At 72.6% G+C, this 24,674-nt stretch carries 19 protein-coding genes and 1 pseudogene; 11 read left to right on the top strand and 9 right to left on the bottom strand.

From position 1 onward, the window contains the following. Nucleotides 1-32 precede the first annotated feature (32 nt). The 6 genes from ACGFWI_RS18430 to ACGFWI_RS18405 all read right to left on the bottom strand — a co-directional run bounded on the left by ACGFWI_RS18430 (nt 33) and on the right by ACGFWI_RS18405 (nt 8,293). Nucleotides 33-3,536, bottom strand: a complete 3,504-nt coding sequence (locus ACGFWI_RS18430) for a lipopolysaccharide biosynthesis protein (RefSeq protein ID WP_393907012.1) — start codon at nt 3,534-3,536, stop codon at nt 33-35. Nucleotides 3,537-3,599: 63 nt separating this feature from the next. Continuing rightward, a complete protein-coding gene (locus tag ACGFWI_RS18425) occupies nt 3,600-4,403 on the bottom strand; it encodes a polysaccharide deacetylase family protein (protein WP_393907011.1) in 804 nt (267 codons plus the stop codon). Continuing rightward, complete coding sequence (locus tag ACGFWI_RS18420; protein WP_393907010.1) at nt 4,400-5,482, bottom strand: glycosyltransferase family 2 protein; 1,083 nt, start codon at nt 5,480-5,482, stop codon at nt 4,400-4,402. Before ACGFWI_RS18420 ends, ACGFWI_RS18425 begins: the two co-directional genes overlap by 4 nt. After that, nucleotides 5,479-6,294: a glycosyltransferase family 2 protein gene (locus tag ACGFWI_RS18415; protein ID WP_393907009.1), complete on the bottom strand. Its 816-nt coding sequence runs from the start codon at nt 6,292-6,294 to the stop codon at nt 5,479-5,481. The genes ACGFWI_RS18420 and ACGFWI_RS18415 overlap by 4 nt, the downstream gene beginning before the upstream one ends. 477 nt (nt 6,295-6,771) lie before the next feature. Further along, on the bottom strand, nt 6,772-7,866 hold the full coding sequence (locus tag ACGFWI_RS18410) for a GNAT family N-acetyltransferase (RefSeq protein WP_393907008.1): 1,095 nt from the start codon (nt 7,864-7,866) through the stop codon (nt 6,772-6,774). 1 nt (nt 7,867) lies between these two features. Further along, the gene (locus ACGFWI_RS18405) at nt 7,868-8,293 is read right to left on the bottom strand and encodes a hypothetical protein (protein ID WP_393907007.1); all 426 of its coding nucleotides are present in this window, start codon (nt 8,291-8,293) and stop codon (nt 7,868-7,870) included. A 246-nt stretch (nt 8,294-8,539) separates the two neighbouring features. Between ACGFWI_RS18405 and ACGFWI_RS18400 the strand changes: the two genes are divergently transcribed. The 3 genes from ACGFWI_RS18400 (at nt 8,540) to ACGFWI_RS18390 (ending at nt 10,832) form a co-directional block, all read left to right on the top strand. Then, nucleotides 8,540-9,250: a YoaK family protein gene (locus tag ACGFWI_RS18400; RefSeq protein ID WP_393907006.1), complete on the top strand. Its 711-nt coding sequence runs from the start codon at nt 8,540-8,542 to the stop codon at nt 9,248-9,250. Between the two features lie 241 nt (nt 9,251-9,491). Continuing rightward, nucleotides 9,492-10,298 (top strand): SGNH/GDSL hydrolase family protein, encoded by an 807-nt coding sequence (locus ACGFWI_RS18395; RefSeq protein WP_393907005.1) that lies wholly within the window; start codon nt 9,492-9,494, stop codon nt 10,296-10,298. A gap of 270 nt (nt 10,299-10,568) precedes the next feature. Next, nucleotides 10,569-10,832 carry a hypothetical protein gene (locus ACGFWI_RS18390; protein WP_393907004.1) on the top strand — a complete coding sequence of 88 codons (264 nt, stop codon included), beginning with the start codon at nt 10,569-10,571 and terminating at the stop codon, nt 10,830-10,832. Nucleotides 10,833-11,134: 302 nt separating this feature from the next. Here ACGFWI_RS18390 and ACGFWI_RS18385 read toward each other — a convergent pair whose 3' ends face one another. After that, complete coding sequence (locus tag ACGFWI_RS18385; RefSeq protein ID WP_393907003.1) at nt 11,135-12,394, bottom strand: type ISP restriction/modification enzyme; 1,260 nt, start codon at nt 12,392-12,394, stop codon at nt 11,135-11,137. A gap of 217 nt (nt 12,395-12,611) precedes the next feature. Between ACGFWI_RS18385 and ACGFWI_RS18380 the strand changes: the two genes are divergently transcribed. Beyond that, a complete protein-coding gene (locus tag ACGFWI_RS18380) occupies nt 12,612-14,000 on the top strand; it encodes an MFS transporter (RefSeq protein ID WP_393907002.1) in 1,389 nt (462 codons plus the stop codon). 48 nt (nt 14,001-14,048) lie between these two features. Here the strand turns inward: ACGFWI_RS18380 and ACGFWI_RS18375 are convergent, their stop codons facing one another. After that, entirely contained in the window at nt 14,049-14,798 is a 750-nt protein-coding gene (locus tag ACGFWI_RS18375; RefSeq protein ID WP_393907001.1) for a GntR family transcriptional regulator, read from the bottom strand. Nucleotides 14,799-14,814: 16 nt separating this feature from the next. After that, nucleotides 14,815-16,140, bottom strand: coding sequence for a homogentisate 1,2-dioxygenase (hmgA, locus tag ACGFWI_RS18370; RefSeq protein ID WP_393907000.1), 1,326 nt, complete (start codon nt 16,138-16,140; stop codon nt 14,815-14,817). A 140-nt stretch (nt 16,141-16,280) separates the two neighbouring features. On the opposite strand from hmgA, the gene ACGFWI_RS18365 reads away from it, so the two are divergent. The 7 genes and pseudogenes from ACGFWI_RS18365 (at nt 16,281) to ACGFWI_RS18335 (ending at nt 24,646) form a co-directional block, all read left to right on the top strand. Next, entirely contained in the window at nt 16,281-16,937 is a 657-nt protein-coding gene (locus ACGFWI_RS18365) for a TetR family transcriptional regulator (protein ID WP_393906999.1), read from the top strand. A gap of 92 nt (nt 16,938-17,029) precedes the next feature. After that, nucleotides 17,030-17,416, top strand: a pseudogene (locus tag ACGFWI_RS18360) (molybdopterin dinucleotide binding domain-containing protein); the annotation flags it as partial. Nucleotides 17,417-17,550: 134 nt separating this feature from the next. Next, nucleotides 17,551-19,011 carry a CitMHS family transporter gene (locus ACGFWI_RS18355; protein ID WP_393906998.1) on the top strand — a complete coding sequence of 487 codons (1,461 nt, stop codon included), beginning with the start codon at nt 17,551-17,553 and terminating at the stop codon, nt 19,009-19,011. Then, on the top strand, nt 19,012-20,289 hold the full coding sequence (locus ACGFWI_RS18350) for an MFS transporter (protein WP_393906997.1): 1,278 nt from the start codon (nt 19,012-19,014) through the stop codon (nt 20,287-20,289). Nucleotides 20,290-20,442: 153 nt separating this feature from the next. After that, nucleotides 20,443-21,837: an aldehyde dehydrogenase family protein gene (locus ACGFWI_RS18345; protein WP_393906996.1), complete on the top strand. Its 1,395-nt coding sequence runs from the start codon at nt 20,443-20,445 to the stop codon at nt 21,835-21,837. A 154-nt stretch (nt 21,838-21,991) separates the two neighbouring features. Then, on the top strand, nt 21,992-23,074 hold the full coding sequence (locus ACGFWI_RS18340) for a Zn-dependent alcohol dehydrogenase (RefSeq protein WP_393906995.1): 1,083 nt from the start codon (nt 21,992-21,994) through the stop codon (nt 23,072-23,074). A gap of 186 nt (nt 23,075-23,260) precedes the next feature. After that, nucleotides 23,261-24,646, top strand: a complete 1,386-nt coding sequence (locus ACGFWI_RS18335; protein ID WP_393906994.1) for an MFS transporter — start codon at nt 23,261-23,263, stop codon at nt 24,644-24,646. The last annotated feature ends 28 nt before the right edge of the window (nt 24,647-24,674 follow it).

Below are 24,674 nucleotides of genomic sequence, written 5' to 3'. Positions count from 1 at the left end.
CACGTCTCGGGCCCCCGGCCCGTCGTCGTCCCTCACGACATCGTCAGGAACCGCTGCACCAGCGATGCCAGAAACACCAGCAGCAGCGGCAGCGAGAACCAGAACAGCCCCTGGATCCAGTGCAGTTGCCGCACGCTCGGGGCGACCGCCACCCGGAGCACCTCGCGGGCCGCCAGCACCACGGTCAGGGCGAGCGCCGCCAGCGCACCCAGCACCGACCACGGGGTCCAGGTCACCTGCGGCCCGGCCCGGCCCGGCCGGGGCGGCGGGACCTCGCCCGCTGGGCGCCGCGTCAGCTCGTACACCGCCGCCTGCGGGTTGGCCAGCACCCGCCGCAGCTCGGGGCGCCGGTCCAGGGCCGCGCGCAGCCCCGCTTCCCAGTCCGTGCGGTACCCGGAGTCCAGCCGCAGCGACTCCGACTGGCCATGGTTGACGATGAGGTACGACTGCGGCCCCGCGTTCCGCAGGGCGGTCACGACCGGGCCCACCCGGTCCGGATCGCGGGGCGCCAGGGCCGGTTCGTACTGCACCCGCTCCATGTCCTTGGCGCCCCAGGGCATCGCCGGGGTGACGCTGTTGACGGGGTCGCTGCTCAGCCAGAGCAGCCGCACGGTCGGCCGGTCGTGCGCGTAGAGGTAGTCCATCGCCGCGACCTCGCCCGGCCGGATCCGTTCGAACGGCTCGTTGCCCCAGCGGGCGACGAGGAAGCCGATGGTCAGGATCAGGCCCGTCAGCAGCGCGGCGAGCGGCCCGAGACCGCGCCGGGTGCCGGTGTCGCGCGGGAACAGGGCCAGTGCGGCCAGCACACCGGCGCCGGGCAGCGCGAACAGAAAGACCCGCAGCGCCATTTCGCCGCCGTAGGACTGCATCCCGAACGCCAGGAAGGGCACGAAGGTCAGCACCGGCAGCGCGCGTTCGGCGAAGCCGGTCGCCCGCCGTCGCAGCACTCCCCAGCAGGCCAGCGCCAGTACCCCGCCCGCCAGCGCCACCCGGGTGTAGAGCACCAGCTTGTGCGTGGGGTCGCCGCCGCCGATCCGGTCCGTGACGGACGAGGAGACATTGCCGCCGATGCCGCCGAGCCCGCCGAACAGCTCGTCGAAGTGGCCCGACCAGTAGGGCTCGGCCAGGAACCCGACCCAGGCGACGACCAGTACGCCGAGCAGCAGCGGCAGGCCGTAGAGGCTGGAGCGGCGGGCGAGCACCAGGACGGTCAGCACACCGAGCATCACGAACGGGGTGAGCTGATGGCCCGCCACCGATGCCGCGAACAGCGCGATCAGCACGCCGAGCAGCGTCACCAGCTGGCCGCGGCCGGCCGGCCGCACCTCCGCCTCGCCCGGCCGTCGGATACCCCACGTGGGCCGTGGCTCGCGGAACCACACCAGCAGGATCGCCACGAACGCGAGGTAGAGGAGGTAGGTGAACCCCTGCGGGGAGAAGTAGTCCTGGCCGACCCAGCCGCACAGCGCGAACAGCCAGACCGCGCACCACTTCGCCCGCCAGCTCGCCCGTACCGCCTGGAGAAGGAGGAACAGCGGTGCCAGGTAGAGGAGTTGCACGGTCAGCGGCCACCAGCGCAGCACCTCGGTGAAGTCGGTGACCCCGCAGGCCCCGGCGACGAACTGCACCGCGGCGAAGAAGCCGGGCCAGCTCCAGCGGGCGTCCAGGTCCGGGACCGCGGAGCCGGTTCTGCCGAGGTAGTCCAGGAAACCCAGATGCTGCCAGGCCGTCGGGAAGCGCGGCTCGCTCTCCAGTACGGCCGGCAGCGCATGCAGCGCCACCACCGTCAGCAGCAGCACCGCGGCGAGCAGCGCCCGCCGCTGCCGGGAGAGCCACAGCGCCGCGCCGAAGGCCGCCACCAGCAGCACCACCCCGGCGAGCGTCGCCGCGGGCAGCACCGAGATCAGCCCGAGCCCGTTCATCCGGTCCAGCGCGGCCTCGCCCATCCCGCGCAGCGGCAGCCAGAACAGCGCGAGCGCGGTGGCCAGCAGCGCCCAGACGGCGAGGTCGGGGCGGCTCCGGAGGCGCACGAGGAGTGCGCGGGACGGTCCGCCCCCGAGCAGGGAGCGGCGCACGGCGGTGGCCGCCGGTCCGCCCTGCGCCCCCTGCACCCGCACCGCATCCCCCAGGTCCCCGTGGACGGCCAGATCCGCCAGATCCCCGTCGGGGGCGAGCCCGCCCGCCGGTGTCCGGGTGGGTGGCGCGGACACCGCCCCGCGCAGCACCCGGCTCAGCCGGACGCCCGCGATCGCGACGATCACCGTCAGGCTGGAGATCTCGGCGACACCGGCTCCGGTCAGCCCCATCCGCGGCAGCAGCACCAGTGTCAGCCCGAGCACCAGTACACACAACAGTCCCTGCAGCGCGGCCAGTCCGGACGTACGGCTCTGGGCGCGCAGCACGGCGAAGTGCACCTCCATCACGACCCGCAGCGCGGCCCCCACCGCGAACCAGCGCAGCAGCGGCGTCGCCGCCTCCGCGTACCCCGGGCCGAAGATCCCCAGCAGATGGGGTGCGCCGAGGAACAGGACGGCACAGACCGGGAGCATGATGCGGGCCATCCGCCGCAGCGCGGCCCGGGTGTGGTGGGCCAGCTGCGCCGGGTCGTGGGCCCCCTCGACGGTCAGCGAGGCTCCCATGTTGAGGGCGAGCAGATTGACCGTGCCACCGATGGTGGTGGTGATGTAGAAGTACGCGTTGTCGGCCGCGCTGACCTGCGAGGCCACCAGTACCGGCACGAGGTAGACCACGGCCAGCGAGAACAGCGACCCGGTGTAGTCGCCGGCCAGGAAGCGGCCCATCTCCTTGAGCGACGGCGGCCGGGCGGTGCGGTGTGTGGCCCGCACATGCCGGGGCACCAGCCGCCGGAACACCAGCCAGCCCAGCGGAATCACCGATACCGCGATCGCCGCGGCCCACGAGGCGAAGACCCCGGCGGTGGGGAGCGCGGCGGCGAAGACCACCAGCAGCCCCAGCTTCACCGTGGAGAAGGAGAGATTGCCCACCGGCACCCACAGGGCACTGCGCAGCCCGGTCAGCACCCCGTCCTGCAGGGTGAGCAACGACCAGGCGACCACGGCCAGAAGGAAGCCCAGGCCGTTCAGCGTCCCGTGCAGAAAGCGGTAGGAGGGCCCCCAGAGGTCGAGGGTGAGCAGAAAGACGGCCGCGGCGGCGGCCACCACGACCGAACTGCCCGCATAGGTCCGCAGTACCAGCCGGCCGGTGTGCCGCCCGGCGACCGGGATGAAGCGGGCCAGCGCACCGGTCAGCGTCACCGCCGTCAGCCCGGCCAGCAGCTTCATCGCGGCGATGGCCGCCGAGCCCTGGCCGACCGCGGACTCCGTGTAGTAGCGGGCCGCGATCAGCCAGAACCCCAGGCCGAGCAGCCCGGAGACGCCGGTGTTGAGCATCAGCGCATAGGCGTTGCGGAACAGCGGACTTCCGCCGCCCCGCCCCGGGAGGCGAAGCCTGCGGCCGTCGCCTCCCGGTGGTTCCGGTTCCGTGTGCTCCTCGGCCCTGGTGGTGGTGTCAGACACCGGCTCCGCTGCCCCTTCTTCCGCAACTTCCGCTTCTTCCGCCGCGGGCGTGCCGCGGTGTGCTCAGCGGCCCGGTGTGCACAGCCGGACCGCCTGCCGCGACCTGCGGACCACCGCGTACCCCTGGGTGAGCACACGGTCCCGGGCGAAGGCGCGGACCAGGCCGCGGCCCTCGACGATCCGGGTGAACTCCTCGGTGTCCGTACGGCGCCGCACCGTCAGCCGCGCCAGGGCGTACGGCCCTTGACGGCGGGCCGCGAGCGCATTGCCCACCGCGAGCCCCTGCCGGAACCCCAGGGCGCGCACCGTCCGCCGTACCCGCCGGCTGGAGTGGCCGTACGGGTAGGCAAAGGACTCCGGCGGGGCCCCCACCTGCTCGGTGATGATCTCCTTGCAGCGCAGCACCTCGTGCCGCAGCCGCGTGTCACCGAGGTTGTCCAGCTGCGGATGGCTGTGGCTGTGCCCGCCGATCTCCACACCGGCCGCGGTCAGTTTCCGCACCTGGTCCCAGTCGAGCATGGTGTCCAGGGCGCCCCCGGTGTCGTACGGGCCGCGCAGCCACCCGGTCGATACGAAGAGGGTGGCCGGGAAGCCGTACCGGGCAAGGGCGGGCAGCGCGTGCCGGTACACGCCTTCGTAGCCGTCGTCGAAGGTGATCAGCACCGGCTTGGCCGGCAGCGGCCCGCCGCCCCGCCAGGCCGCCGCGAGTGCGGCGGTGGTCAGCGGGGTGAAGCCGCCGTCGGCCAGTACCGCGAGCTGCGCGGCGAAGGCCTCGGGCGGCACGGACAGCTCCCGTACGGCGGGTGTCGGGGCGTCGCTCACCGCGTGGTACATCAAAATCGGCACCGCGGGCGGGCGTTCGCTCATGCCGCCGCCCCCTCGGGCGCCGGGGCCGTTCCCAGGGCCTCGGCATCCGCCCGCCCCCCGACTCCCGTCCTTCCCACGGGCTTTCCACGGGCCCGTACGGTGCCCCACGCATAGCCGGCCGCCGCGGCCGCCACCCCGGCCACGATCGCGCCCGCCCGGCCGGCGCCGCCCGGCCGTCGCAGCAGTGCGTCGCGGACCCCGCGCAGCACCCCCACGGGCAGCACCCGGGTCGTATACCGCCGCTCGGTCGCCAGCCCGTCCCGCGCGCCGACGCTGCGGGTCACCAGTGCCTTGGACAGGCCCTCGGCATACGCCCGGCTGCGGAAGTAGTCGAACCGCTCCCGTTCGGCGGGGACCCGGTGATGGATGACCGACCGGTCGTCGATCAGCAGCACGGCATCCGGCAGGGCGCGGCTGATCCGGATGCACAGCTCGGTCTCCTCGCAGCCCAGCGGCCGCCGGCCGGCATCCCGGCCGATCCCGACGGCGAACCCGCCGACGCGCTCGAACGCCACCTTGCGGAAGGACGCATTGCCGCCCAGGACATTGCGCACCCGCACCGTGCCCGGCGGCAGACCGCGGTACGTACAGCCCACCACCCAGTCGAACTCCTCGGGGAACCACACCGGCCGGCGGCCGGACGCCCAGACCGGCTCGGTGCGTCCGCCGACCGCCATCACCGCCGGATCCGCGTAGGCCGCCGCGAAGTGGCGCAGCCAGTCCCGCTCGGCCACCGCATCGTCGTCCAGAAAGGCGATGATCTCGCCGTCGGCCACGGCGATACCGGTGTTACGCCCTGCGGAGAGCCCACGGGGGCCCGAATTGGCCATGATCCGCAAGGGAGTTGCGGGAGCACCGGAAGCGGATGCGCCCGCGTGAGCGCCCCTGAAGTGCTCCCTGAGCCGGGTCAGCAGGGCGGGGTGATGGTCCACCACCAGCAGCAGCTCATGGGCGGGACGGGACTGGTCGCCCACCGACGCCACCGCGGCGAGGATGTCGTCCCACCGGTCCTCGGTGTGGACGCAGATGACGACGGAGATCCGCGGTGCCGGGCCGGCCGCCGGTCTCGCCCCGCTCACCGGGTGTTCCCGGTGATCAGCGCCGGCCGGACCGCCCGGTTTCTTCGGGAGCCCCGCTCGCGCAGGATCACTCTCAGCACCCGCAGTCCGTCCCGTACCGCCCGCAGATTGCTGACGCCGTGGATGCGGTTGTACTCGTGGCTGGGGATCTCCTGTACCCGCAGCCCGGCCTTGACCACCCGGATGTTCATCAGCGTCTCGACCTCGAACCCGGCGCAGTCCAGGGCTATTTCGTCCAGGCAGTGCCGCCAGAAGGCGTTGTACCCGTAGCAGAGATCGGTGTAGCGGGCGCCGAACTTGGTGTTGACGACGGCCGTGAGCACGCGGTTGCCGAGCTTGCGGACGGGCGTCATATCGTCCGTGCCGCCGCCGTTGGCGAACCGCGAGCCCTTGGCGAAGTCGGCCCCGGACACCAGTGCCGAGACATAGCTGAGGATCTCGCCGCCGTCGGCCGACCCGTCCGCGTCGATCATCACGATGATCTCGCCCGTGCAGGCCGCGAAACCGCTGATCAGCGCGTCCCCCTTGCCCTTGCCGCGCTGCGGTACGACGGTGACGCCCGGCCACAGGTCACGGGCGACCCGGACCGTGTCATCGGTGGAATTCCCGTCGACCAGGATCACTTCATGGATCCAGTCCGGCAGGGTCTTGAAGACATACGGGAGATTTTCCGCTTCATTCATCGCCGGAATGACGACACTGACCGGTGGAGCGATGGCCAGATGTGAGGAAACGGGACGGTAGACGGCCTGGTCCGGCAGCAGCGTCAGCGGCGGTTCTTCCGCATCGGCCGGGCGAAGGAACGAGCTCATCGGGTTTCTTGCCCTCTCGTCCGGTGGACCGCCCACCCCCGGGCGGTCCGTGTGGTTATCCGGGTCGAAAGGGGGGTTCACACCCCGGTCGCACGGCAGGGATCACCGTCCGAACAGGGCGAGCTGGCATACGTGTTTCCGGCTGCGCGGCTCGTGCCCCGGTCATCGGCAAGCTGTGATCAGCCAGCGAAGACCGAGCGCACGGGACCCCCCCCACCGCGCACCGCACCGGTCGCTTCATCGTGTCGCTCGGGCTCTCCCCAAGAGCCGTCTTGCGATGATCGTCCGATGCGGGTGGATGTGCGTCGGTATTGATGACTGGGACTGTAGGGCACGACCTTCCACGTCAAATACCCTTTGCGGCAACTGACCGGGGCACTCGGGGGCACGCCCGTATTTATGCACCGGCGCACGCCCCGTTGCGCCGTCTTGAACCCGGGGAAAAGACGGGCGCGGACGGCTGCTGCCGGTGAGGTGTCATCGCCCCGACCGGATCCGGCCCACCCGCTTGAGCAGGCCGTCTGCGGACGCGAACAGCTCCGGCCTGGCCAGCACCGCATTGCGCAGCGCACGCACCGGCGCGCGCCGCGCCCGATGCCCCAGCGCCACCGGATGCCGCCGCATCACCCACCCCTCGGACACCACGAGTTCACGGGTCTTGAGGGAGTCCTTGTAATCCTTCGCGCCGCGCCCCAGGTCGAGATACCCCATGGAGTCGGCGGCCGCCGCCTGCGCCATCCGCAGATGCAGCACCAGCCCGGGGGAGAACTTCGCGAACTCCGGGTCGTAGGCCGGGAACCAGCAGGCGAGTACGGACTCCGAACGCAGCCCGAAGTGCGCCGCGACCGGCCGCTCGCCCGCGTACAGCACCGACAGCAGCCCCGCGAACGACGCGGTACGGGTGTGGAACAGCTGCTGCACGAGCCGGACGATCCAGGGGTGCGCAAAGCGGTCGCTGCGCCCCGTCCTGCGGTACTGCGCGGACTTCCACCGCATGAGCGTCCGCAGCGCCGCCGGGTCGCGCTCGTCGTGGACATAGCGCAGCGGCCCGATGTCCCGGCCGAGCTTGCGTTCCTTGGCGAGGGTGGTCCGGGCGAACTTCGGCGACCGGGCCCGCAGCCCCGTCAGATAGGCCTCGTAGCCCTGGTCCACGTCGATGACGGGTGAGGCGTGACCGCTGAAGGAGGCCGTCTCGAAAGGGTTCTGACAGGCCACCAGGTGATCGAACTCCAGCACCGACAGCCCGCAGGCCCGCAGCAGCTCCCGGGCGTCCCACCGGAGCCCGGGCCGGTGCACCAGCCCCTGGGCATCCGAGACGCCGAGGCCGATCGCCCGCCCGGTACCGAGCGCCGAGCGCTGGAAGGGCAGAAACGCGGCCGGCCCGCCGTCCTGGTGGAGCACCGCGATCCGCACCCCGCTCCGGCAGCGGCCGACGGCCAGCGCGAACTCGGGGGAGAGGAACGGGTTCGCCAGCTGTGGCGCCCCCAGGGACCGCGCCCGGGACTGCAGGGCGGTCCAGGCACTCCGGTCGGCCCCGGTCAGTTCGCCGGGGCGGTACACCGTCACGTCCATCTCAGCCCGCCCGGCTTCCGGGGGCCCGGCCGGCCCGCCGTCGGACCGCGCTGACCAGCAACAGGGCGCCGCTGAGCGCCGCCACCGCGAGGACGCCGCCGCGCAGTGACCACAGATGCAGCGCGAGCATGGCCTGTGCCACCAGCAGATCGACGGCCAGCGCCCCGGCGCCGGCGGCGACCGCACGGCCGAGCGGATCCATCCGGCCGAGCACCGCGGCGAGCGCGGCGGCCGGTGCCATCAGCAGGAAGAAGAGCGTGAACGGCGCACGGAGGGGCGAGCCGATGTCGGCGAGCGCGAGGACGGCTCCCATGACGCCGATGCCGGCCGCCGCCCCCGCGACCAGTGACGCGGTGGCGCTCATCGGCCGTTCATCGGGTGGCGGCCGGTCGTACGAGCCGTGACGAGCGATGGTCTTGGTGTGCATTGGCAGCTTTGCCCCCCATAAGCGCCGGATGCCGGGCCTCAATGTCGCGCAACGCTCGGAGCACCGTCAAGACACGAAGAAGGCCGGAAACCTACGCAACCGTACGAGGGGTGCGGGTTCCACGGGCCCGCTCTCGGACGGGGCGGGCCGCCCTCGGACGGCGCAATGGCGGCAGTGCGGGGCGGCCGTCCGGAGACTGGGGGGACGTGCCGCGAGGTGAGGTGACCGCCGGAAGGAGCCGTGTCCGTGGAGCCGCCGAGCGGAATCGCCCTGACGGTGATCATGGTGGGCCTGACCGTGGCCACCGGGGTGCTCGACGCCGTCAGCTTTCTGGCGCTCGGTCAGGTCTTCACCGCCACCCAGACCGGCAATCTGCTCTTCCTCGGCTTCGGTATCGCCGGGCAGGGCGGACTGCCGGTCCTGGCGACGGTGGTGTCGCTCGGCGCCTTCGTCCTGGGCGCGGCGCTCGGGGCCCGGATGGAGTCGGGGCTGGCCGCGCGGCAGCGCCAGTGGTTCCCGGTCGCGCTGGCCACGGAGGCGACGCTGCTGGTCGCCGCCGCGGCGGCCGCATGGGAGTCGGGACCGGCCCGGGCGCTGCCGCCGGGCCGGCGCTATGCCGTCATCGGGCTGATGGCGGTGGCGATGGGCATGCGCAATGTCACCGCCATACGGGCCGCCGCCCCCGACCTCACGACGACGGTGGAGACCCGGGCCATGACGGCCCTGGTCAGCGGGTCACCGGTGGGGCGCGACAAGAAACTGGGGTACGGCAGCCACGCCGGGGGCCGCCGGCTGTTCTCGGTCTCCGCGATGTTCGCCGGCGGCCTCCTCGGCGCCGGACTGCTCGGGCTGGGGACCCGTCCGACGCTGGTGATCCTGTTGGTGGCCGTCTTCATCGCGGCCACCGCCCTCCTCGTTCCCGGCCTCGCCCGCCGCCGACACCTCCCCGAGGACTGACCGGCCGGCCGGACACCGGCCCTGGCGCGGAGGACCCCCCGTGCGCCGCCCGGCAGGGACCCGTGCGCTCGCCGTCGTCGGCCGTGCTGGAAGCGGCCGGTACGGGCGTGACGGGCCGTGAATATCCCTCCGGATCGGCATATTTGCCGTGAACTGCTGATGAGTTTTGGCATGGACACTTCCGGCTACCGGCGAGTTTTGCTACGACGAATGTGGCAGAGATCCTGCTAAGGGAGGTTCCATGAGACTGTCCCGATTCGCGGCCTTGACATCCGCCTTCTTCGTCACCTCGGCGCTCGCGCTCACCGGCGCGAGCGCCGCCGCGTCCGCTCAACTCCCCATCGCCACGGGCTATGTGGCCCTCGGCGACTCCTACTCCTCCGGTGTCGGAGCCGGCAGCTACGACGGCGCCAGCGGCTCCTGCAAGCGCAGCACCAAGGCCTACCCGGCCCTGTGGGCCGCCGCGCATTCCCCCTCCTCCTTCCAGTTCACCGCCTGTTCCGGCGCCCGAACGGGTGACGTTCTGAGCGGTCAGCTCGCCCCGCTCAACAGCTCCACCGGCCTGGTCAGCATCACCATCGGCGGCAACGACGCCGGTTTCGCCGACACCATGACGACCTGTGCGCTCCAGGGCGAGAGCGCCTGCCTGGCCAGGGTGGCCCAGGCCAGGGCCTACATCGACAACACCCTGCCCGGTCAGCTCGACGGGGTGTACAGCGCCATCTCCCAGAAGGCTCCGGCCGCACATGTGGTGGTCGTGGGCTATCCCCACTTCTACAAGATCGGCGGCAGCTGTATCGCCGGCCTGTCCGACAAGTCCCGTACCGCGATCAACGGGGCCGCCGACGACATCAACGGCGTCACCGCCAAGCGGGCCGCCGACCACGGCTTCACCTTCGCCGACGTCAACGCCACGTTCTCCGGCCATGAGCTGTGCTCCGGCAGCGCCTGGCTGCACAGCGTGACCTTCCCCGTCCTGGAGTCCTACCACCCCACCGCCACCGGACAGTCCGGCGGCTATCTGCCGGTGTTCGCCTCCGCTGCGTAATCATCCGCTCGCCGGGCGCCGGGGAGAGGCAGCGGGATCCGGGTCTCTCCTTGTGCGTCCTGGCGGCCCGTCAGGTGCTCCCCAGGGCTTCGGCGCAGCCCGTTGACGCTCAACTCGCCCTGGTCCATGCGGTGTACGAGGCATTCCGTATGGTGTTCGTCAACGTCAAGGCGAGGCAGGTGAATCCGTTGACCGGTCTGCACGCGTGTCCTCCAAGAGAGATAGGGTTACCCTGCCCGGGCCGGGTGCCCTCGTAGGGTGGGGAGAGTCATGGAACAGATAACAGTGCGTAGCAGGGCGCGAGTCCCTGCCATCAACTGCGGGAGCAGTGCGTCCAGTGCGCGTCTCGACCGTCATCTCGCGGTGCTGGGTGGTCCCGCCGTCCCGCAGCGTGACGCGGAGGGGGCGACGTCGCTGATGCAGGAGCTCACCGCACGTGATCGCTCGCGAACGAGGAACGGCCGCAGTGCCAGGGTGTCGCTGTTCGCACCGCTGCGCAGGCTGCGGCGCTCGCTGTTCGGGGGTCACGGCTGATCCGCTTCTGAAGCGGCATCTCGGGCGATCACACCGTCCCGGCGCGGCACTGCGGTCCGATCGCTCGTCAGGCCCGGTGCGCCGGCAGCTCGTCGGTGTGCTCGCCGGGGCGGGAGTCCTTGCCCCGGAGATGCCGTGCGGCACCCGCTCCACCGCCCGGCCCCGTCCCCGCCCGGCCGGCGCACCCCTCCCCACCACCCGTTGCTCTGCGACGGGTGGTTTTTTTGTCCATGGCGCCGCGCTGCCGGTCCCGCCCGGTGGAGGCCGACCCGGTGCCGGCGGCCCCGGCCCGGCCGGGTCGCTCACAGCAGCGCGAACTGCCCCTCCGGGCCCTCCTCGTGGTGGTCGAGCACGGAGGCCGGGCGGTGTGCGGAGACCGGCGCCGGGACGATGCCGGCTGCCCGCAGTTCGCCCGCCGTCAGCTGCGGACCGTCCTCCGTGTTCCGCCGCAACTTCTCGCACTGCGGCTGGAGTTCGGACAACAGCGCCAAAACGGTGATCAGTTCCAGCAGCTCCGAGGTCCACTCCTGCGGCCAGTCCGTGGGGCGCAGCGCCGCCAGCGAACCGGCCTCGGGCACCTCCGTCCCCGCCGCGGCCGTGCCCGTGCGCTCGGCCAGCCACGTCTCCAGGACGCGTACGCCGCCCGCGAGGAAGTCCCAGGCGCCCGGCGGCACCGGTGAGATCCGGCCGTCGTCGAGCAGCAGTGCCTCCTCCTCCGGGTCGTAGGCGACGTCCTGGGGCAGCCCGCGCGCGGGGAGTGCGGAGCGTACGTACGGGCGCCGGCCGCCCGGCATCCGGGGCCGCCCGGCGCCGTGCCCGCCGTCGGGCCCGCGTCCGTGGGCGCCCCGGGTGGCGAACCACAGCAGCCGCTCGCCGAGCGCGACGCCGCGGTCCCAGAGCTCCGGGTCGGCGGTGAGCGGCACCGTGCAGCCGTCGGGGGAGTGGTGGGCGCTCGCGGTGAGCCAGGCGAGCAGATCCGCCGGCCCGGCCGGGCGGTCCAGGCGCCGGCCGAGCAGAGCGAGCAGACCCGGGGCGAGATTGGGCTCCTGACCGCCGGGCCGCCGGTAGAGCGGACGGATCCGTCCCGGCCGGCCGGCCGGCGAACGGCCGTCGGGCAGCAGTGCGGAGCACACCACCGCGGGTCCGGGAGCCTGTGGCACGTGCCCCCACTCGACCACGAAAAGCTGCCGTTCGTCCGCCACCCGCCACAGCTCCGGCCGCGCGCCGTCGATCAGCCGGTGATCGGGCAGCAGCCACTGCTGGTCGAAGGGGCCGTGCACCACCCGCACCGGCTCGGGGCACGGCCCGTCCGCCCGGTACAGCCGCTCGGTCGCCGTGGCCTGGCCCGGCAGTTGGCCGACGGCGGAGTGCAGGGTACGGGCCCGGGACGGCCGGAACAGCCGCTCGCGGGCCGCCGCGTCCTCGGCTTTCACCAGTGCCGCCCAGCGGGCGCGCAGCGTGGCCGGATCCGGCGCCAGCACCCAGGAGCGGCCGAGCCGCAGCGGCGCCACGGACCACGGCATGAGATCGGACAGCCGTGGCGCGTCCTGCTTCGCCGTCACGCGGAGCCCCTCCCGGACCGTTCGGTTGACCCGGGCATGGTATCCACCGGCCCCGCGGCGATATCGAATCCGCAGGCCACGTTCACCGTCCCCGGCAGGCGTGCACGCGGTCTTCCACTTGCTGATCTTGAAGGAGTACGGTCCTCGCCGTACGCCCGACCACGCGGTGCGGACCTGGCTCCGTGCTGCGCCGGGACCTGCTCAGGGGAGGACCGCCATGACGGACACCACCTCCTCCACGCCTGAACGGCGCGGGGGGACTCCCGGCATCCGGGCCGCGGCACGGCTGGACCGGCTGCCGCCGTCCCGGTGGCACCGCCGGATCACCCTCATCGTCGGCATCGGCGCGTTCTTCGACCTCTATGAGATCTTTCTCGGCGGGGTGCTGGCCGCGGTACTCGCCGAACAGTGGCACCTCGGGCACATCGCGAAATCCTGGGTGATCGCCGCGGGCTTCCTCGGGATGTTCGTCGGCGCGAATGTGCTGTCGGTGCTCGCCGACCGCTTCGGGCGGCGCCGGATGTTCATGATCAACCTGGCGGCGTACTCGTTCTTCTCGCTGCTGTGCGCCGCCGCGCCGAACCTGTCCTGGCTCCTTGCGCTGCGCTTTTTGTCCGGTCTCGGACTGGGCGCCGAACTCGTGCTGGTGGACACCTATCTCGCGGAGTTCCTGCCCCGGGCGGTACGCGGCCGCTATATCGCCTATGCGTACACCGTCGGGTTCCTCGGTGTTCCGGTCGCCGCGCTGCTCGGTGCCCGGCTGGTGGCCGCACATCAGCCGCTGGGCGTCGACGGATGGCGCTGGCTGCTGGTCGCCGGTGCGCTGGGCGCCGCGTTCATCCAGTTGATGCGCCGCCAACTCCCGGAGTCGCCACGGTGGTTGACGGTGCGCGGGCGCGAGGGGGAAGCCGAACGGATCGTGGCCGGGCTGGAGGAGCGGGTGGCCCGGGAGAGCGGCGGCAGCCTGCCGTCGGTACCGGAGGCGGAGACCGTTCCGGAACGGAAGGTGCCGCTGGCCGCGATGTTCCGGGGCGACCAGCGGCGGCGCACCGTCATGTGGTGGATCTTCCAGGTGCTGCAGACCGTCGGCTACTACGGCTTCGGGTCGCTGGCGCCGGTGGTGCTCACGGCGAAGGGCCACACCGTCACCGAGTCGCTGTCGTACGCGGCGCTGAGCTTCTGCGGCTATCCGGTCGGCTCCGCGCTGTCCATCCCGCTCATCGACCGGATCGAGCGCCGGACGCTGATCATCGCCTCGGCGCTCGGTATCGCCGGCTGCGGTCTGGTCTTCGGATTCGCCGCCGCCACCTGGGCCATCGTCACCTTCGGTTTTCTGCTGACGGTGTGCAGCAATGTGTTCTCCAACGCCTTCCACGTCTACCAGACCGAGATCTTCCCCACCGGCCTGCGCAGCAGCGCGATCGGCATCGCCTACTCACTGTCCCGGCTCACCTCGGTCGTGCTGCCGTTCGTCGCGCTGAGCGTGCTGAACGACCTCGGGGCGGCCGCGGTGTTCACCGGCTCGGCGGTGCTGATGCTGCTGCTGTGCCTGGACGTGGCGCTGCTGGGTCCGCGCAGTACGGGGCGGAGCCTGGAGCGGATCTGAGGCCCGGCGGCGTCGTGGCCCGGTGCCGGTGCCGGCCGGCGGGCCGGGTCAGTGCGCGTCCAGCGTGACCGTGAACGAGAAGCGGTCGCCGCGGTAGTGGATCCGCGCGACATCGACCGCGCGCCCGTCCTCGTCGTAGGTGATGCCCGTGTAGTGCAGGATCGGGCTGAGCAGCGGGACCTGCAGCAGCCGGGCGGTCTCCGGGTCGGCCAGCCGCGCCTCGACGGTGTCGGTGATCCGGCTGATCCGTACGCCCACCGCGTCCCGCAGCACCTTCGTCATCGGCCAGCGCAGCAGGTCCGCCGGGTCGATCCGCGCGGCGGCATCGGGGCGTACGTAGTTGTGTGCGTGGTTGGTCGGCTCGCCGGTCTCCTCGTCGCTGCGCAGCCGGCGGAATCCGGCCACCTCGGCGATGTCCGGGAAATACTCGGACAGTTCGGACGGCACCGCGGTGAGTCCGTGCTCCAGCAGCTCGGTGCGCATCCCGGACTGCTGGGCCACGATCGCGTCCACGGAGCCCAGCAGCCGCACCGGCGCACCGCGCTGGGCGCTCGGCTCGATGAAGGTGCCACGGCGCCGGTGCCGGCTGATCAGGCCCTCCGCCTCCAGCTCCTTGAGGGCCTGGCGCATGGTCAGCACGCTCACGCCGTAGTGCGCGGCGAGCGCGTCCTCGGTGGGCAGCCGCAGCGGAGCCTCGGGGGAGCGGCCCAGTATGGAGGCGCGCAACGACTGCGAGACCTGGTACCACAGCGGCAGCTTGCGGTTCAGGGCGAGCGAGTCGGGAGCGAAGGTGGTCACGAAGCGTTCCCCGGTGTCACAGGCGGAAATGGCGCTGAAGACCCTGCCATACGTCGTCGTAGCCGCGCTGCAGATGGCCGGCGTCCCGGGCCTGCTCGGTCAGCGTCAGCGGCCAGCGGGTCTCGAACATGAAGGCCAGCCCGTCGTCGATCTTCTGCGGCCGCAGCTCGGCGGCGCTCGCCCGGTCGAAGGTCTCCCGGTCGGGACCGTGCGCCGACATCATGTTGTGCAGGGAGCCGCCGCCCGGGACGAAACCCTCGGCCTTGGCGTCGTAGGCGCCCTCGATCAGCCCCATGTACTCGGTCATCACATTGCGGTGGAAGTACGGCGGCCGGAAGGTGTCCTCGCCGACCAGCCAGCGCGGTGCGAAGGCCACGAAGTCCACGCCCGCCAGCCCCGCGGTGTCGGAGGGGGAGGTGAGGACGGTGAAGATCGACGGGTCGGGGTGGTCGTAGCTGATCGAGCCGATGACATTGAAGCGGCGCAGGTCGTAGACGTACGGGACATGGTTGCCGTGCCAGGCGACGACATCCAGCGGCGAGTGGTCGTAGGTGGCCGTCCAGAGGTTGCCGCAGAACTTGCCCACGACCTCGACGGGGCCCTCGACGTCCTCGTAGGCGGCGACCGGAGCGCGGAAGTCCCGGGCGTTGGCCAGGCCGTTGGCGCCGATCGGGCCCAGGTCGGGGAGCTGGAAGGGCCGGCCGTAGTTCTCGCAGACATAGCCCCGGGCGGTGCCGTCCACCAGCTCGACACGGAAACGGACGCCGCGCGGGATCAAGGCCACCTCGCCCGGTTCGGTGTGCAGCAGGCCGAGTTCGGTGCGCAGCAGCAGCCCGCCGTGCTCCGGGACGACCAGCAGCTCGCCGTCCGCATTGCCGAACACCCGCCGCTCCATGGAGGTGTTGGCGTAATACAGGTGGACGGCCATGCCGGTGCGCTGGGTGGCGTCGCCGTTGCCGCCCAGCGTCCACAGCCCGTCCAGGAAGTCGGCCGGGCCGGCGGGCTCGGGCAGGGGATTCCAGCGCAGCCGGTTGGGGTCGGGGGTGCAGTCGGTGAACGGCGCCGAGCGCAGGGCGCGCCGCTCGGCGCGGACGAACGGCGGATGCGCGGCCGACGGGCGGATGCGGTAGAGCCAGGAGCGGTGGTTGTGGTCGCGCGGTTCGGTGAACGCGGACCCGCTGAGCTGCTCGGCATACAGGCCGAGCGGTGCGCGCTGGGGGGAGTTGCGGCCCACCGGCAGCGCGCCAGGGACGGCCTCCGAGCTGTGCTCGTTGCCGAAGCCGGTGGTGTACACCAGCCCCTCGGCCGTCTTCCTCGCCTGCTCGTTGCCCGTGCCTGCCATCGCGCGCTCCCGCCGCTCAAGGAATCCTATGCAAGACCTTAGGATTGCCGTGGAGGGCCGTCAACGGCAGACTCCCGGCCGCGTCGGCCGGATCGCGGCGACGGCGCCCCGTCCGTCCGGACGGCGGGCAGGATGGTCGGGTGCAGCAGCCGAACCCCCGCCCCGCCACACCGCCGGCCCCTCTGCGCCGTGCGCCCGTCCAGCAGCGCAGTGCCCAGCGCCTGGCCAGAATCCTCGACGCCTGCGCCGAAGTCCTGGAGGAGACCGGATACGAGGAGCTGAGCACCCGGGCCGTGGCCGGTCGCGCCGGTGTCCCGATCGGCTCCGTCTACCGCTTCTTCCCCAACAAGCGCGCCATGGCCGAGGCCCTCGCCCGGCGCAATCTCGACGCCTACGCGGACCGCATCACCGCCCGGCTGACCGCCCCGGCCGACCGGCCGCTCCAGTGGCGCCACGCGATGGATGTGGTGGTCGACGAATACCTCGCCATGAAACGGACGGTGCCGGGCTTCGCCCTGGTGGAGTTCACCGTCCCCGCCCCGCGCGAATCCCGGCAGGCCAATTACGAGGTCGCCGACCGGCTGCGTGCCCTCTTCGCCGGCCCGCTCGGTCTGGACACCGCCGACGAGCGGCTGCGCACCGCCTTCCTGGTCGGCGTCGAGACGGCCGACGCGCTGCTCCAGCTCGCCTTCCGCACCGACCCGGCCGGCGATCCCGCCATCGTCACGGAGACCAAGGAGCTGCTCCGGGCCTACCTGGCGCGCTATTTGGACGGGGCGGGCGCGGGGGAGGGGTGAGAGCCGGGCGGACGCGGGCGACGGGTGAGTGCCGGGCCGGCGGCGTGCCGCGGTGGTCCGCCGTTGGCTGATTCCGGTCAGGGGGCTGCTCGGTGCTGCTCATCGGCCGCCGCCATCTGCGGTCCCACAGCAGCTGGCCGCACAACGTCCCGGCGCTGACCGGCGGCAGCAACCGCTGCACGGTCCAGGTGCACCCCGACGACGCGTCGCGGCTGGACCTCGCCGACGGCGGGACGGCGCGGCTGAAGGGGGACGGCGGCGAGCTGGAGGTGCCGGTGGAGATCACCGACGCCGTACGGCCGGGCGTGGTGAGCCTGCCGCACGGCTGGGGCCACCACCGTCCCGGCACCCGGCTGACGGTCGCCGCCGCCGACCCCGGCGTCAATGTCAACCAGCTCAACGCCGGGCGGCTGCTGGACCCGCTGTCGGGCACCGCGGTGCTCAACGGACTGCCGGTTGTGCTCACGCCCGTCCGATGAGATCTGTATTGACCTGGGGTTTTGCTCGTATTGCTCGCGCGTCAAGACCTTGTTAACAAAAGTTTGCCGGCTCTAACGTCGCCTGAACTGCCACCCCCCGGCAGATGTTCAAGGGCGAACGTGAGGTACCCCTAATGCTGACAATCCTCGGATTTGTCATGATCGCCGCCTTCCTGGCGCTGATCATGATGAAGAAGATGTCACCGATGGCCGCGCTGGTGCTCATCCCCGCGCTGTTCTGCATCCTGGTCGGACAGGGCGCGCACCTGGGCGACTACGTCATCAAGGGCATCGGCGACCTGGCCCCCACGGCCGCGATGCTGATGTTCGCCATCATCTACTTCGGGGTGATGATCGACGTCGGTCTCTTCGACCCGGTCGTCCGCGGCATCCTGAAGTTCTGCAAGGCCGACCCGGTGCGGGTGGTGATCGGCACGGCACTGCTCGCCGCGATCGTCTCGCTCGACGGCGACGGCTCCACCACCTTCATGATCACCGTCTCGGCGCTCTACCCGCTCTACAAGCGGCTGAAGATGAGCCTCGTCGTCATGACCGGTGTCGCCGCCACCGCCAACGGCGTGATGAACACCCTCCCCTGGGGCGGACCGACCGCCCGCGCCGCCACCGCACTCAAGCTCGACGCCGGCGACATCTTCATCCCGATGATCCCCGCCCTGGCCGTCGGCCTGGTCGCGGTCTTCGCCCTCGCGTACGTCCTCGGCCGGCGCGAGCGCAAGCGGCTCGGCCTGCTGACCCTCGGCGACACCCGGGTGGTGACCGAGGCCGCGGACGAGAAGGAGAGCGAGCTGGTCCTGGTCGGCGCGGGCGGCAAGGGTGCCACCCCCGACGGTCCGCAGCGCGGCACCGGCGGTGCGGGCACCGGCTCCGACGCCGACGCCGACGCCGACCGTGACGCGGCCACCGGCTCCGGCGACCACGCCGACGACGACGGCTTCCAGGTCCTCGACCCGCAGCGCGCCACCCTGCGCCCCAAGCTCTACTGGTTCAACGCCGCGCTCACCGTCGCGCTGCTCACCCTGCTGATCGTGCAGGCCATGCCGATCCCGGTCCTCTTCCTCCTCGGTGCGGCGCTCGCCCTCACCGTCAACTTCCCGCACATGAAGGACCAGAAGGCCCGCGTCGCCGCGCACGCCGAGAACGTGCTCAACGTCTCCGGGATGGTCTTCGCCGCCGCCGTCTTCACCGGCGTGCTCACCGGCACCGGCATGGTCGAGCACATGGCGCGCTGGCTGGTCAGCGGCATCCCCGACGCGCTCGGCCCGCACATGGGCATCGTCACCGGCATCCTGAGCATCCCGCTGACCTACTTCATGTCCAACGACGGCTTCTACTTCGGCATCGTGCCGATCCTCGCCGAGGCCGGCGCCGCCCACGGGGTGACGCCCATCGAGATCGCCCGTGCCTCCCTCGTCGGCCAGGCCCTGCACATGTCCAGCCCGCTGGTCCCCGCCGTCTACGTCCTGGTCGGCATGGCCAAGGTCGAGTTCGGCGACCACACCAAGTTCACCGTCAAGTGGGCCGCGCTGACCTCGCTGGTGGTCCTGTGCGCCGGTGTGCTCTTCGGCATCTTCTAGATGACCGGCCCGGATACCGCGAGGCCCGGCAGGAGTTGGCTGCTGCGCCTGGTCCTCACCTTCTCCTTCGCCCAAGGAGCGGTGAGCATGGCCAGGCCGGCCGTCTCCTACCGGGCCCTCGCCCTGGGCGCCGACGAACGCGCCATCGGCGTGATCACCGCCGTCTACGCACTGCTGCCGCTGCTCGTCGCCGTCCCGCTCGGCCGCCGTACCGACCACGGCCGCTGCGCCCCGCTGCTGGTCGCCGGGGTGGCGCTGATCAGCGGTGGCTGTGCGCTCAGCGGGCTGGCCGGTTCGCTGCCGGTGATGGCCGCCTGGAGCGGGGTGATGGGGCTGGGGCACCTCTGCTTCGTCATCGGCGCCCAGTCGATCGTCGCCCGGCGCAGCGCCCCCGAGGACCGCGACCGCAACTTCGGCCACTTCACCATCGGCGCCTCCCTGGGCCAGCTGATCGGTCCGGCCGCCGCCGGCCTCGTGATCTCCGAGCGCGACGGCCACATGGCCCCGACGAGCGCCACCGCCCTGCTCGTCTCCGGCGCCGTCGCCGCCGTCTCCTACGTCTCGCTCTGGCGCCTCGAACAGCGCACCCGCGCCGTGGCGCCGGGTGCCGCGGACCGTACGGCCGGGCCACCGGTTCCGGTGCGCGCCATTCTGCGCACCCGTGGCGTCCCGGCCGGCATCCTCATGAGCCTGGCCGTGCTCTCCGCGACCGACATCCTCACCGCCTACCTCCCCGTCATCGGCGAGGACCGCGCCATCGCCCCCACCACCATCGGCCTGCTGCTCAGCCTGCGGGCCGCGGCAACCATCGCCTGCCGGCTGGTGATGACGCCGATGATCCGGTGGCTGGGACGCACCGCGCTGATGGCCGGCAGCTGTGCGCTGGCCGGTCTGCTGTGCGGCGGTCTGGTGCTGCCGGTCCCGGTGGCGGCGCTGGCAGCGATGCTCCTCGCGCTCGGCTTCTGTCTCGGCGTCGGCCAGCCGCTGTCGATGACGACGGTCGTCCAGGCCGCCCCCGACCGGGCCCGCAGTACGGCGCTGGCGCTCCGCCTGACCGGCAACCGGCTCGGCCAGGTCGCCGCCCCGGCCGGCGCCGGACTGCTGGCCGGCCTGGCGGGCACCGCCGCGCCCTTCGTCCTGCTCGGGGCGCTGCTGCTGGCCTCCGCCGGGCTGGCCGCCCGCACCGGGTCGGCGCGGGGCGGTGCGGGCGAGCCGCCAACGGGGCCGGGGATCGGGCGGTCGCCGCGGGCCACGGCACGGCGGGATACACCGGCGTGAGCGAGGAAATGGGCACGCTGCCGCCGGCGGTGCCGCGCCCCGGGGGCGTGGCGACCATCACGCCACAGGCGTGGGGGGTCCCTGGCGCGCGCAAAACTACCGGCGCTAGTTTGGGGGTGGGATGACCCGTAGCCGGCCCGGGAGGACCACGACGTGAAGCAGCACGACGCGATGTACATCGACGGAAGCTGGCGGCCCGCCGCGGGCAGCGGCACGATCGAGGTCGTCAACCCGGCCGACGGGCAGGTCATCGCCGCCGTCCCGGCCGGCTCGGCCCAGGACGTGGACGCCGCGGTGCGCGCCGCCCGCGCGGCGCTGCCGGGCTGGGCCGCCACCCCGCCCCAGGAGCGCGCGGCCCGGCTGGCCGCGCTGCGTGACCAACTCGCCGCGCGCGCCAAGGAGATCGCCGAGACCGTCACCGCCGAACTCGGCTCGCCGCTCGCCTTCAGCAAGATGGTGCACGCCGGGGTGCCGGTCGCGGTCTGCGGCTCGTACGCCGAACTGGCCGGCACGTACTCCTTCGAGGAGAAGATCGGCAACTCCACCGTGCTGCACGAACCGGTGGGCGTGGTGGGCGCGATCACGCCCTGGAACTACCCGCTGCACCAGGTCGTCGCCAAGGTCGCCCCGGCGCTCGCGGCCGGCTGCACGGTGGTGCTCAAGCCCGCCGAGGACACCCCGCTGGTCGCCCAGCTGTTCGCCGAGTGCGTCGACGCTGCCGGGGTACCCGCCGGTGTCTTCAACCTCGTCACCGGACTCGGCCCGGTCGCCGGGCAGGCGCTCGCCGAGCACGAGGGCGTCGATCTGGTCTCCTTCACCGGCTCGACGGCCGTCGGCAAGCGGATCGGTGCGCTGGCGGGCGCCGCGGTCAAGCGGGTGGCGCTGGAGCTGGGCGGCAAGTCCGCCAACGTCATCCTGCCCAGCGCCGATCTGCCCAAGGCGGTCGCGGTCGGCGTCGCCAACGTCATGGCCAACTCCGGCCAGACCTGCAGCGCATGGACCCGGATGCTGGTCCACAAGGACCGTTACGCCGAGGCCGTCGAGCTGGCGACCGCAGCGGCCGCCAAGTACGCCCCCGGGGAGCGGGTCGGCCCGCTGGTCAGCGCCAAGCAGCGGGACCGGGTGCGCGGCTACATCGAGCAGGGCATCGCCGAGGGTGCCAGGGTCGTGGCGGGCGGCCCGGAGGCGCCCGCCGGGACGGGCTACTACGTCGCGCCGACCGTCTTCGCCGACGTCACCCCCGAGATGGCCATCGCCCAGGAGGAGATCTTCGGCCCGGTGCTGTCGATCCTGAAGTACGAGGACGAGGACGACGCCGTCCGGATCGCCAATGACACCGTCTACGGCCTGGCCGGCGCGGTCTGGGCGGGCGACGAGGCCGAGGCGGCCGCCTTCGCCCGCCGTCTGGACACCGGGCAGGTCGACATCAACGGGGGCCGGTTCAATCCCCTTGCCCCCTTCGGCGGCTACAAGCAGTCCGGCGTCGGCCGCGAGCTGGGCCCGCACGGTCTGAGCGAATATCTGCAGACCAAGTCGCTGCAGTTCTGACCCGGCGGGCGGCGGGGACGGCCGGTACCGCACCCCGCCGCCACCCGCTCCCCTCCCCGGCCGGCCCCGGCCACTCCTGCCGCCCGGCCAGCCCCCCACCCCGCCAGTCCCACCAGCCCCGCCAGCCCCGCCCTCCGCACCGAGGAGTTCTCCCGTGGTCCGCGCCGCCGTACTGTCCGCCGTCAACGCCCCGTTGCAGGTCACCGAGATCAACCTGCCCGAGCCCGGCCCCGGCCAGGTCCGTATCCGGCTCGCCGCCGCCGGCGTCTGCCACTCCGATCTGTCCCTGTCCAACGGCACCCTGCGCCAGCCCGCCCCGGCCGTCCTCGGGCACGAGGGCGCGGGCACCGTCACCGCGGTCGGCCCCGGCGTGACCGAGGTGGCCCCCGGCGACCAGGTCGTCCTCAACTGGGCACCGTCCTGCGGCGACTGCCACTTCTGCGGGCTGGCCGAGCCCTGGCTGTGCGCCCGCTCGGGCAGCGCCGCGGACGCTCCGTACGCCACGCTCGCCGCCGACGCCACCGAGCTCTACCCCGGCCTGGGCACCGCCGCGTTCGCCGAGGAGACCGTGGTGCCCGCGCGGGCCGCGCTGCCGCTGCCGGACGGCGTGCCGCTCGCCGACGCGGCGCTGCTCGGCTGCGCGGTGCTCACCGGCTGGGGCGCCGTGCACCACAGTGCCCGGGTGCGGGCCGGGGAGTCGGTCGCGGTCTTCGGCGTCGGCGGGGTGGGCCTGGCCACGCTGCAGGCGGCGCGGATCGCGGGCGCGGGCCCGATCGTGGCCGTGGACGTCTCGTCGGAGAAGGAGGAGTTGGCCCGCGCGGCCGGCGCCACGGAGTTCGTGGTGGCGGGTGAGGACACCGCCAAGCGCATCCGCAAGCTCACCGGCGGCATCGGCGCCGATGTCGCGGTCGAGTGTGTGGGCCGCGCCGACACCATCCGTACGGCCTGGTCGGCGACCCGGCGCGGCGGCCGTACGACGGTCGTCGGCATCGGCGGGCAGGACCAGCAGGTGACCTTCTCCGCCCTGGAGATCTTCTACTTCGGCCGGACCCTCTCCGGCTGCGTCTACGGCAACAGCGACCCCGCCCGCGACCTCCCCGTCATCGCGGAACACGTCCGCTCCGGCGCGCTCGACCTCTCCGCCCTGGTCACCGAGCGGATCAGCCTCGACGGCATCCCGGCCGCCTTCGACGCGATGCTGGCAGGCAAGGGCGGGCGCGCGCTGGTCGTGTTCTAGACGGCGGGGCAGGGCGAGCAGAGCCGGGCCGGGGCACGGGAGGCGGTGCCCCGGCCCCGCGCGCATCCGGGCGTCGGAAACTCGTGCTGCGCGGTCCGTTGACGGCGTACCGGCCGGTCGGTACGGTCGCCCGACATCACGGCGCCGCCCCCCTCCCCTTCCCGCACCCCCTCGGAGTGTGCACGCATGGACACGGCCCCCTCCGCGCCTCACGGCGACACCGCCCCGCCCTCCTCCCGCAGCCGCCGCACGGTCGCCACCGCCGCGGCCCTCGCCTCCGCCGTCGAGTGGTACGACTACTTCGTCTTCGGTATCGCCGCGGCCCTCGTGCTCGGCCCGGCCTTCTTCCCCTCGGGCAGCCAGGCCGCCGGCGTCCTCGCCTCCTTCGCGACCTTCGCGGTGGGCTTTTTGGCCCGCCCGGTCGGCGGTCTGATCGCCGGCCACCTCGGCGACCGGCGCGGCCGCAAACCCATGCTGGTGCTCGCGCTGACGGTGATGGGGCTGGCCACCACCGCCATCGGCCTGCTGCCCTCGTACGACACCATCGGGCTGGCCGCGCCGGTCCTGCTCGTCGTCCTGCGCCTGCTGCAGGGCCTCGCGGTCGGTGCCCAGTGGGGCGGCGCGATGCTGATGGCCACCGAGTACGCCCCCGAGGGCAAGCGCGGCCTCTACGGCTCGCTGGTGCAACTCGGCGTCCCGCTCGGCGTGATGACCGCCAACACCGCCTTCCTGCTGGCCGGCGCGGTCACCGACGAGCGGTCCTTCGGTACCTGGGGCTGGCGGCTCCCGTTCCTCGTCGGCGTACTGGTGCTGGTCCTCGCCCGCTATATCCACACCCATGTCGAGGAGACCCCCGAATTCCGGGCCGCGGAAGAGAAGCTGGCGGCGACGGAACGGGCCGCCGAGGCGCGCCGTTCACCGGTGCGTACGATCCTGCGGCACCATCTCGGCACGGTTTTGCTGGCCGGCGGCTCGTTCGCGGTGAACACCGCCACCTTCTACATCCTGATCACCGGTGTCCTGGACTACGCCACCCGCGAGCTGGAGATGCGGCGCACCTCCGTGCTGGCCGTCTCCCTGCTGGTCAGCCTCACCCAACTCGTCCTGATTCCGGCCGCCGCCGCGCTGTCCGACCGGATCGGCCGGCTGCGGGTCTACGCCGCCGGCGCCGTCGGGCTGCTGCTCTGGGCGGTGCCGATGTTCCTGCTCATCGATACCGCGTCGCTGCTGTGGCTGGCCGTCGGCACCTTCGTCGGCAGCTGTTTCCTCAGCATCATGTACGGCCCGCAGGCCGCGCTGTTCGCCGAGCTGTTCACCGCCGAAATGCGCTACACCGGCGCCTCGCTCGGCTACCAGATCAGCGCCATCCTGGGCGGCGGACTCGCGCCGTTCCTGATGGTGCTGCTGCTGGAGGCGAGCGGCACCTCGATGGCGGTGTCCGGCTACATCATGGCGCTGTCCGTCATCGCGCTGGCGTCCATCTGGCTGCTCACCCGCCGCGCCGCGGCGGCCGGACCGGACGGACGGGCCGAGCCGGGCGGCGGGCCGAAGGCGGCGCCCGTGCAGAGGTGACCGCAGGCGGCTCCCCGGCGGCCGGTCT

It is taken from the genome of Streptomyces sp. NPDC048434, assembly GCF_043200375.1.
Classification (GTDB): domain Bacteria; phylum Actinomycetota; class Actinomycetes; order Streptomycetales; family Streptomycetaceae; genus Streptomyces.
This window is presented reverse-complemented; position numbering and strand designations above follow the sequence as displayed.

Excerpts from the sequence above, each read along its gene's own strand:
- ACGFWI_RS18425 (WP_393907011.1), bottom strand. The coding sequence starts at position 4,403 with ATGAGCGAACGCCCGCCCGCGGTGCCGATTTTGATGTACCACGCGGTG.
- ACGFWI_RS18415 (WP_393907009.1), bottom strand. The coding sequence starts at position 6,294 with ATGAGCTCGTTCCTTCGCCCGGCCGATGCGGAAGAACCGCCGCTGACG.
- ACGFWI_RS18410 (WP_393907008.1), bottom strand. The coding sequence starts at position 7,866 with ATGGACGTGACGGTGTACCGCCCCGGCGAACTGACCGGGGCCGACCGG.
- ACGFWI_RS18405 (WP_393907007.1), bottom strand. The coding sequence starts at position 8,293 with ATGCACACCAAGACCATCGCTCGTCACGGCTCGTACGACCGGCCGCCA.
- ACGFWI_RS18395 (WP_393907005.1), top strand. The coding sequence starts at position 9,492 with ATGAGACTGTCCCGATTCGCGGCCTTGACATCCGCCTTCTTCGTCACC.
- ACGFWI_RS18390 (WP_393907004.1), top strand. The coding sequence starts at position 10,569 with ATGGAACAGATAACAGTGCGTAGCAGGGCGCGAGTCCCTGCCATCAAC.
- ACGFWI_RS18380 (WP_393907002.1), top strand. The coding sequence starts at position 12,612 with ATGACGGACACCACCTCCTCCACGCCTGAACGGCGCGGGGGGACTCCC.
- hmgA (WP_393907000.1), bottom strand. The coding sequence starts at position 16,140 with ATGGCAGGCACGGGCAACGAGCAGGCGAGGAAGACGGCCGAGGGGCTG.
- ACGFWI_RS18355 (WP_393906998.1), top strand. The coding sequence starts at position 17,551 with ATGCTGACAATCCTCGGATTTGTCATGATCGCCGCCTTCCTGGCGCTG.
- ACGFWI_RS18350 (WP_393906997.1), top strand. The coding sequence starts at position 19,012 with ATGACCGGCCCGGATACCGCGAGGCCCGGCAGGAGTTGGCTGCTGCGC.
- ACGFWI_RS18335 (WP_393906994.1), top strand. The coding sequence starts at position 23,261 with ATGGACACGGCCCCCTCCGCGCCTCACGGCGACACCGCCCCGCCCTCC.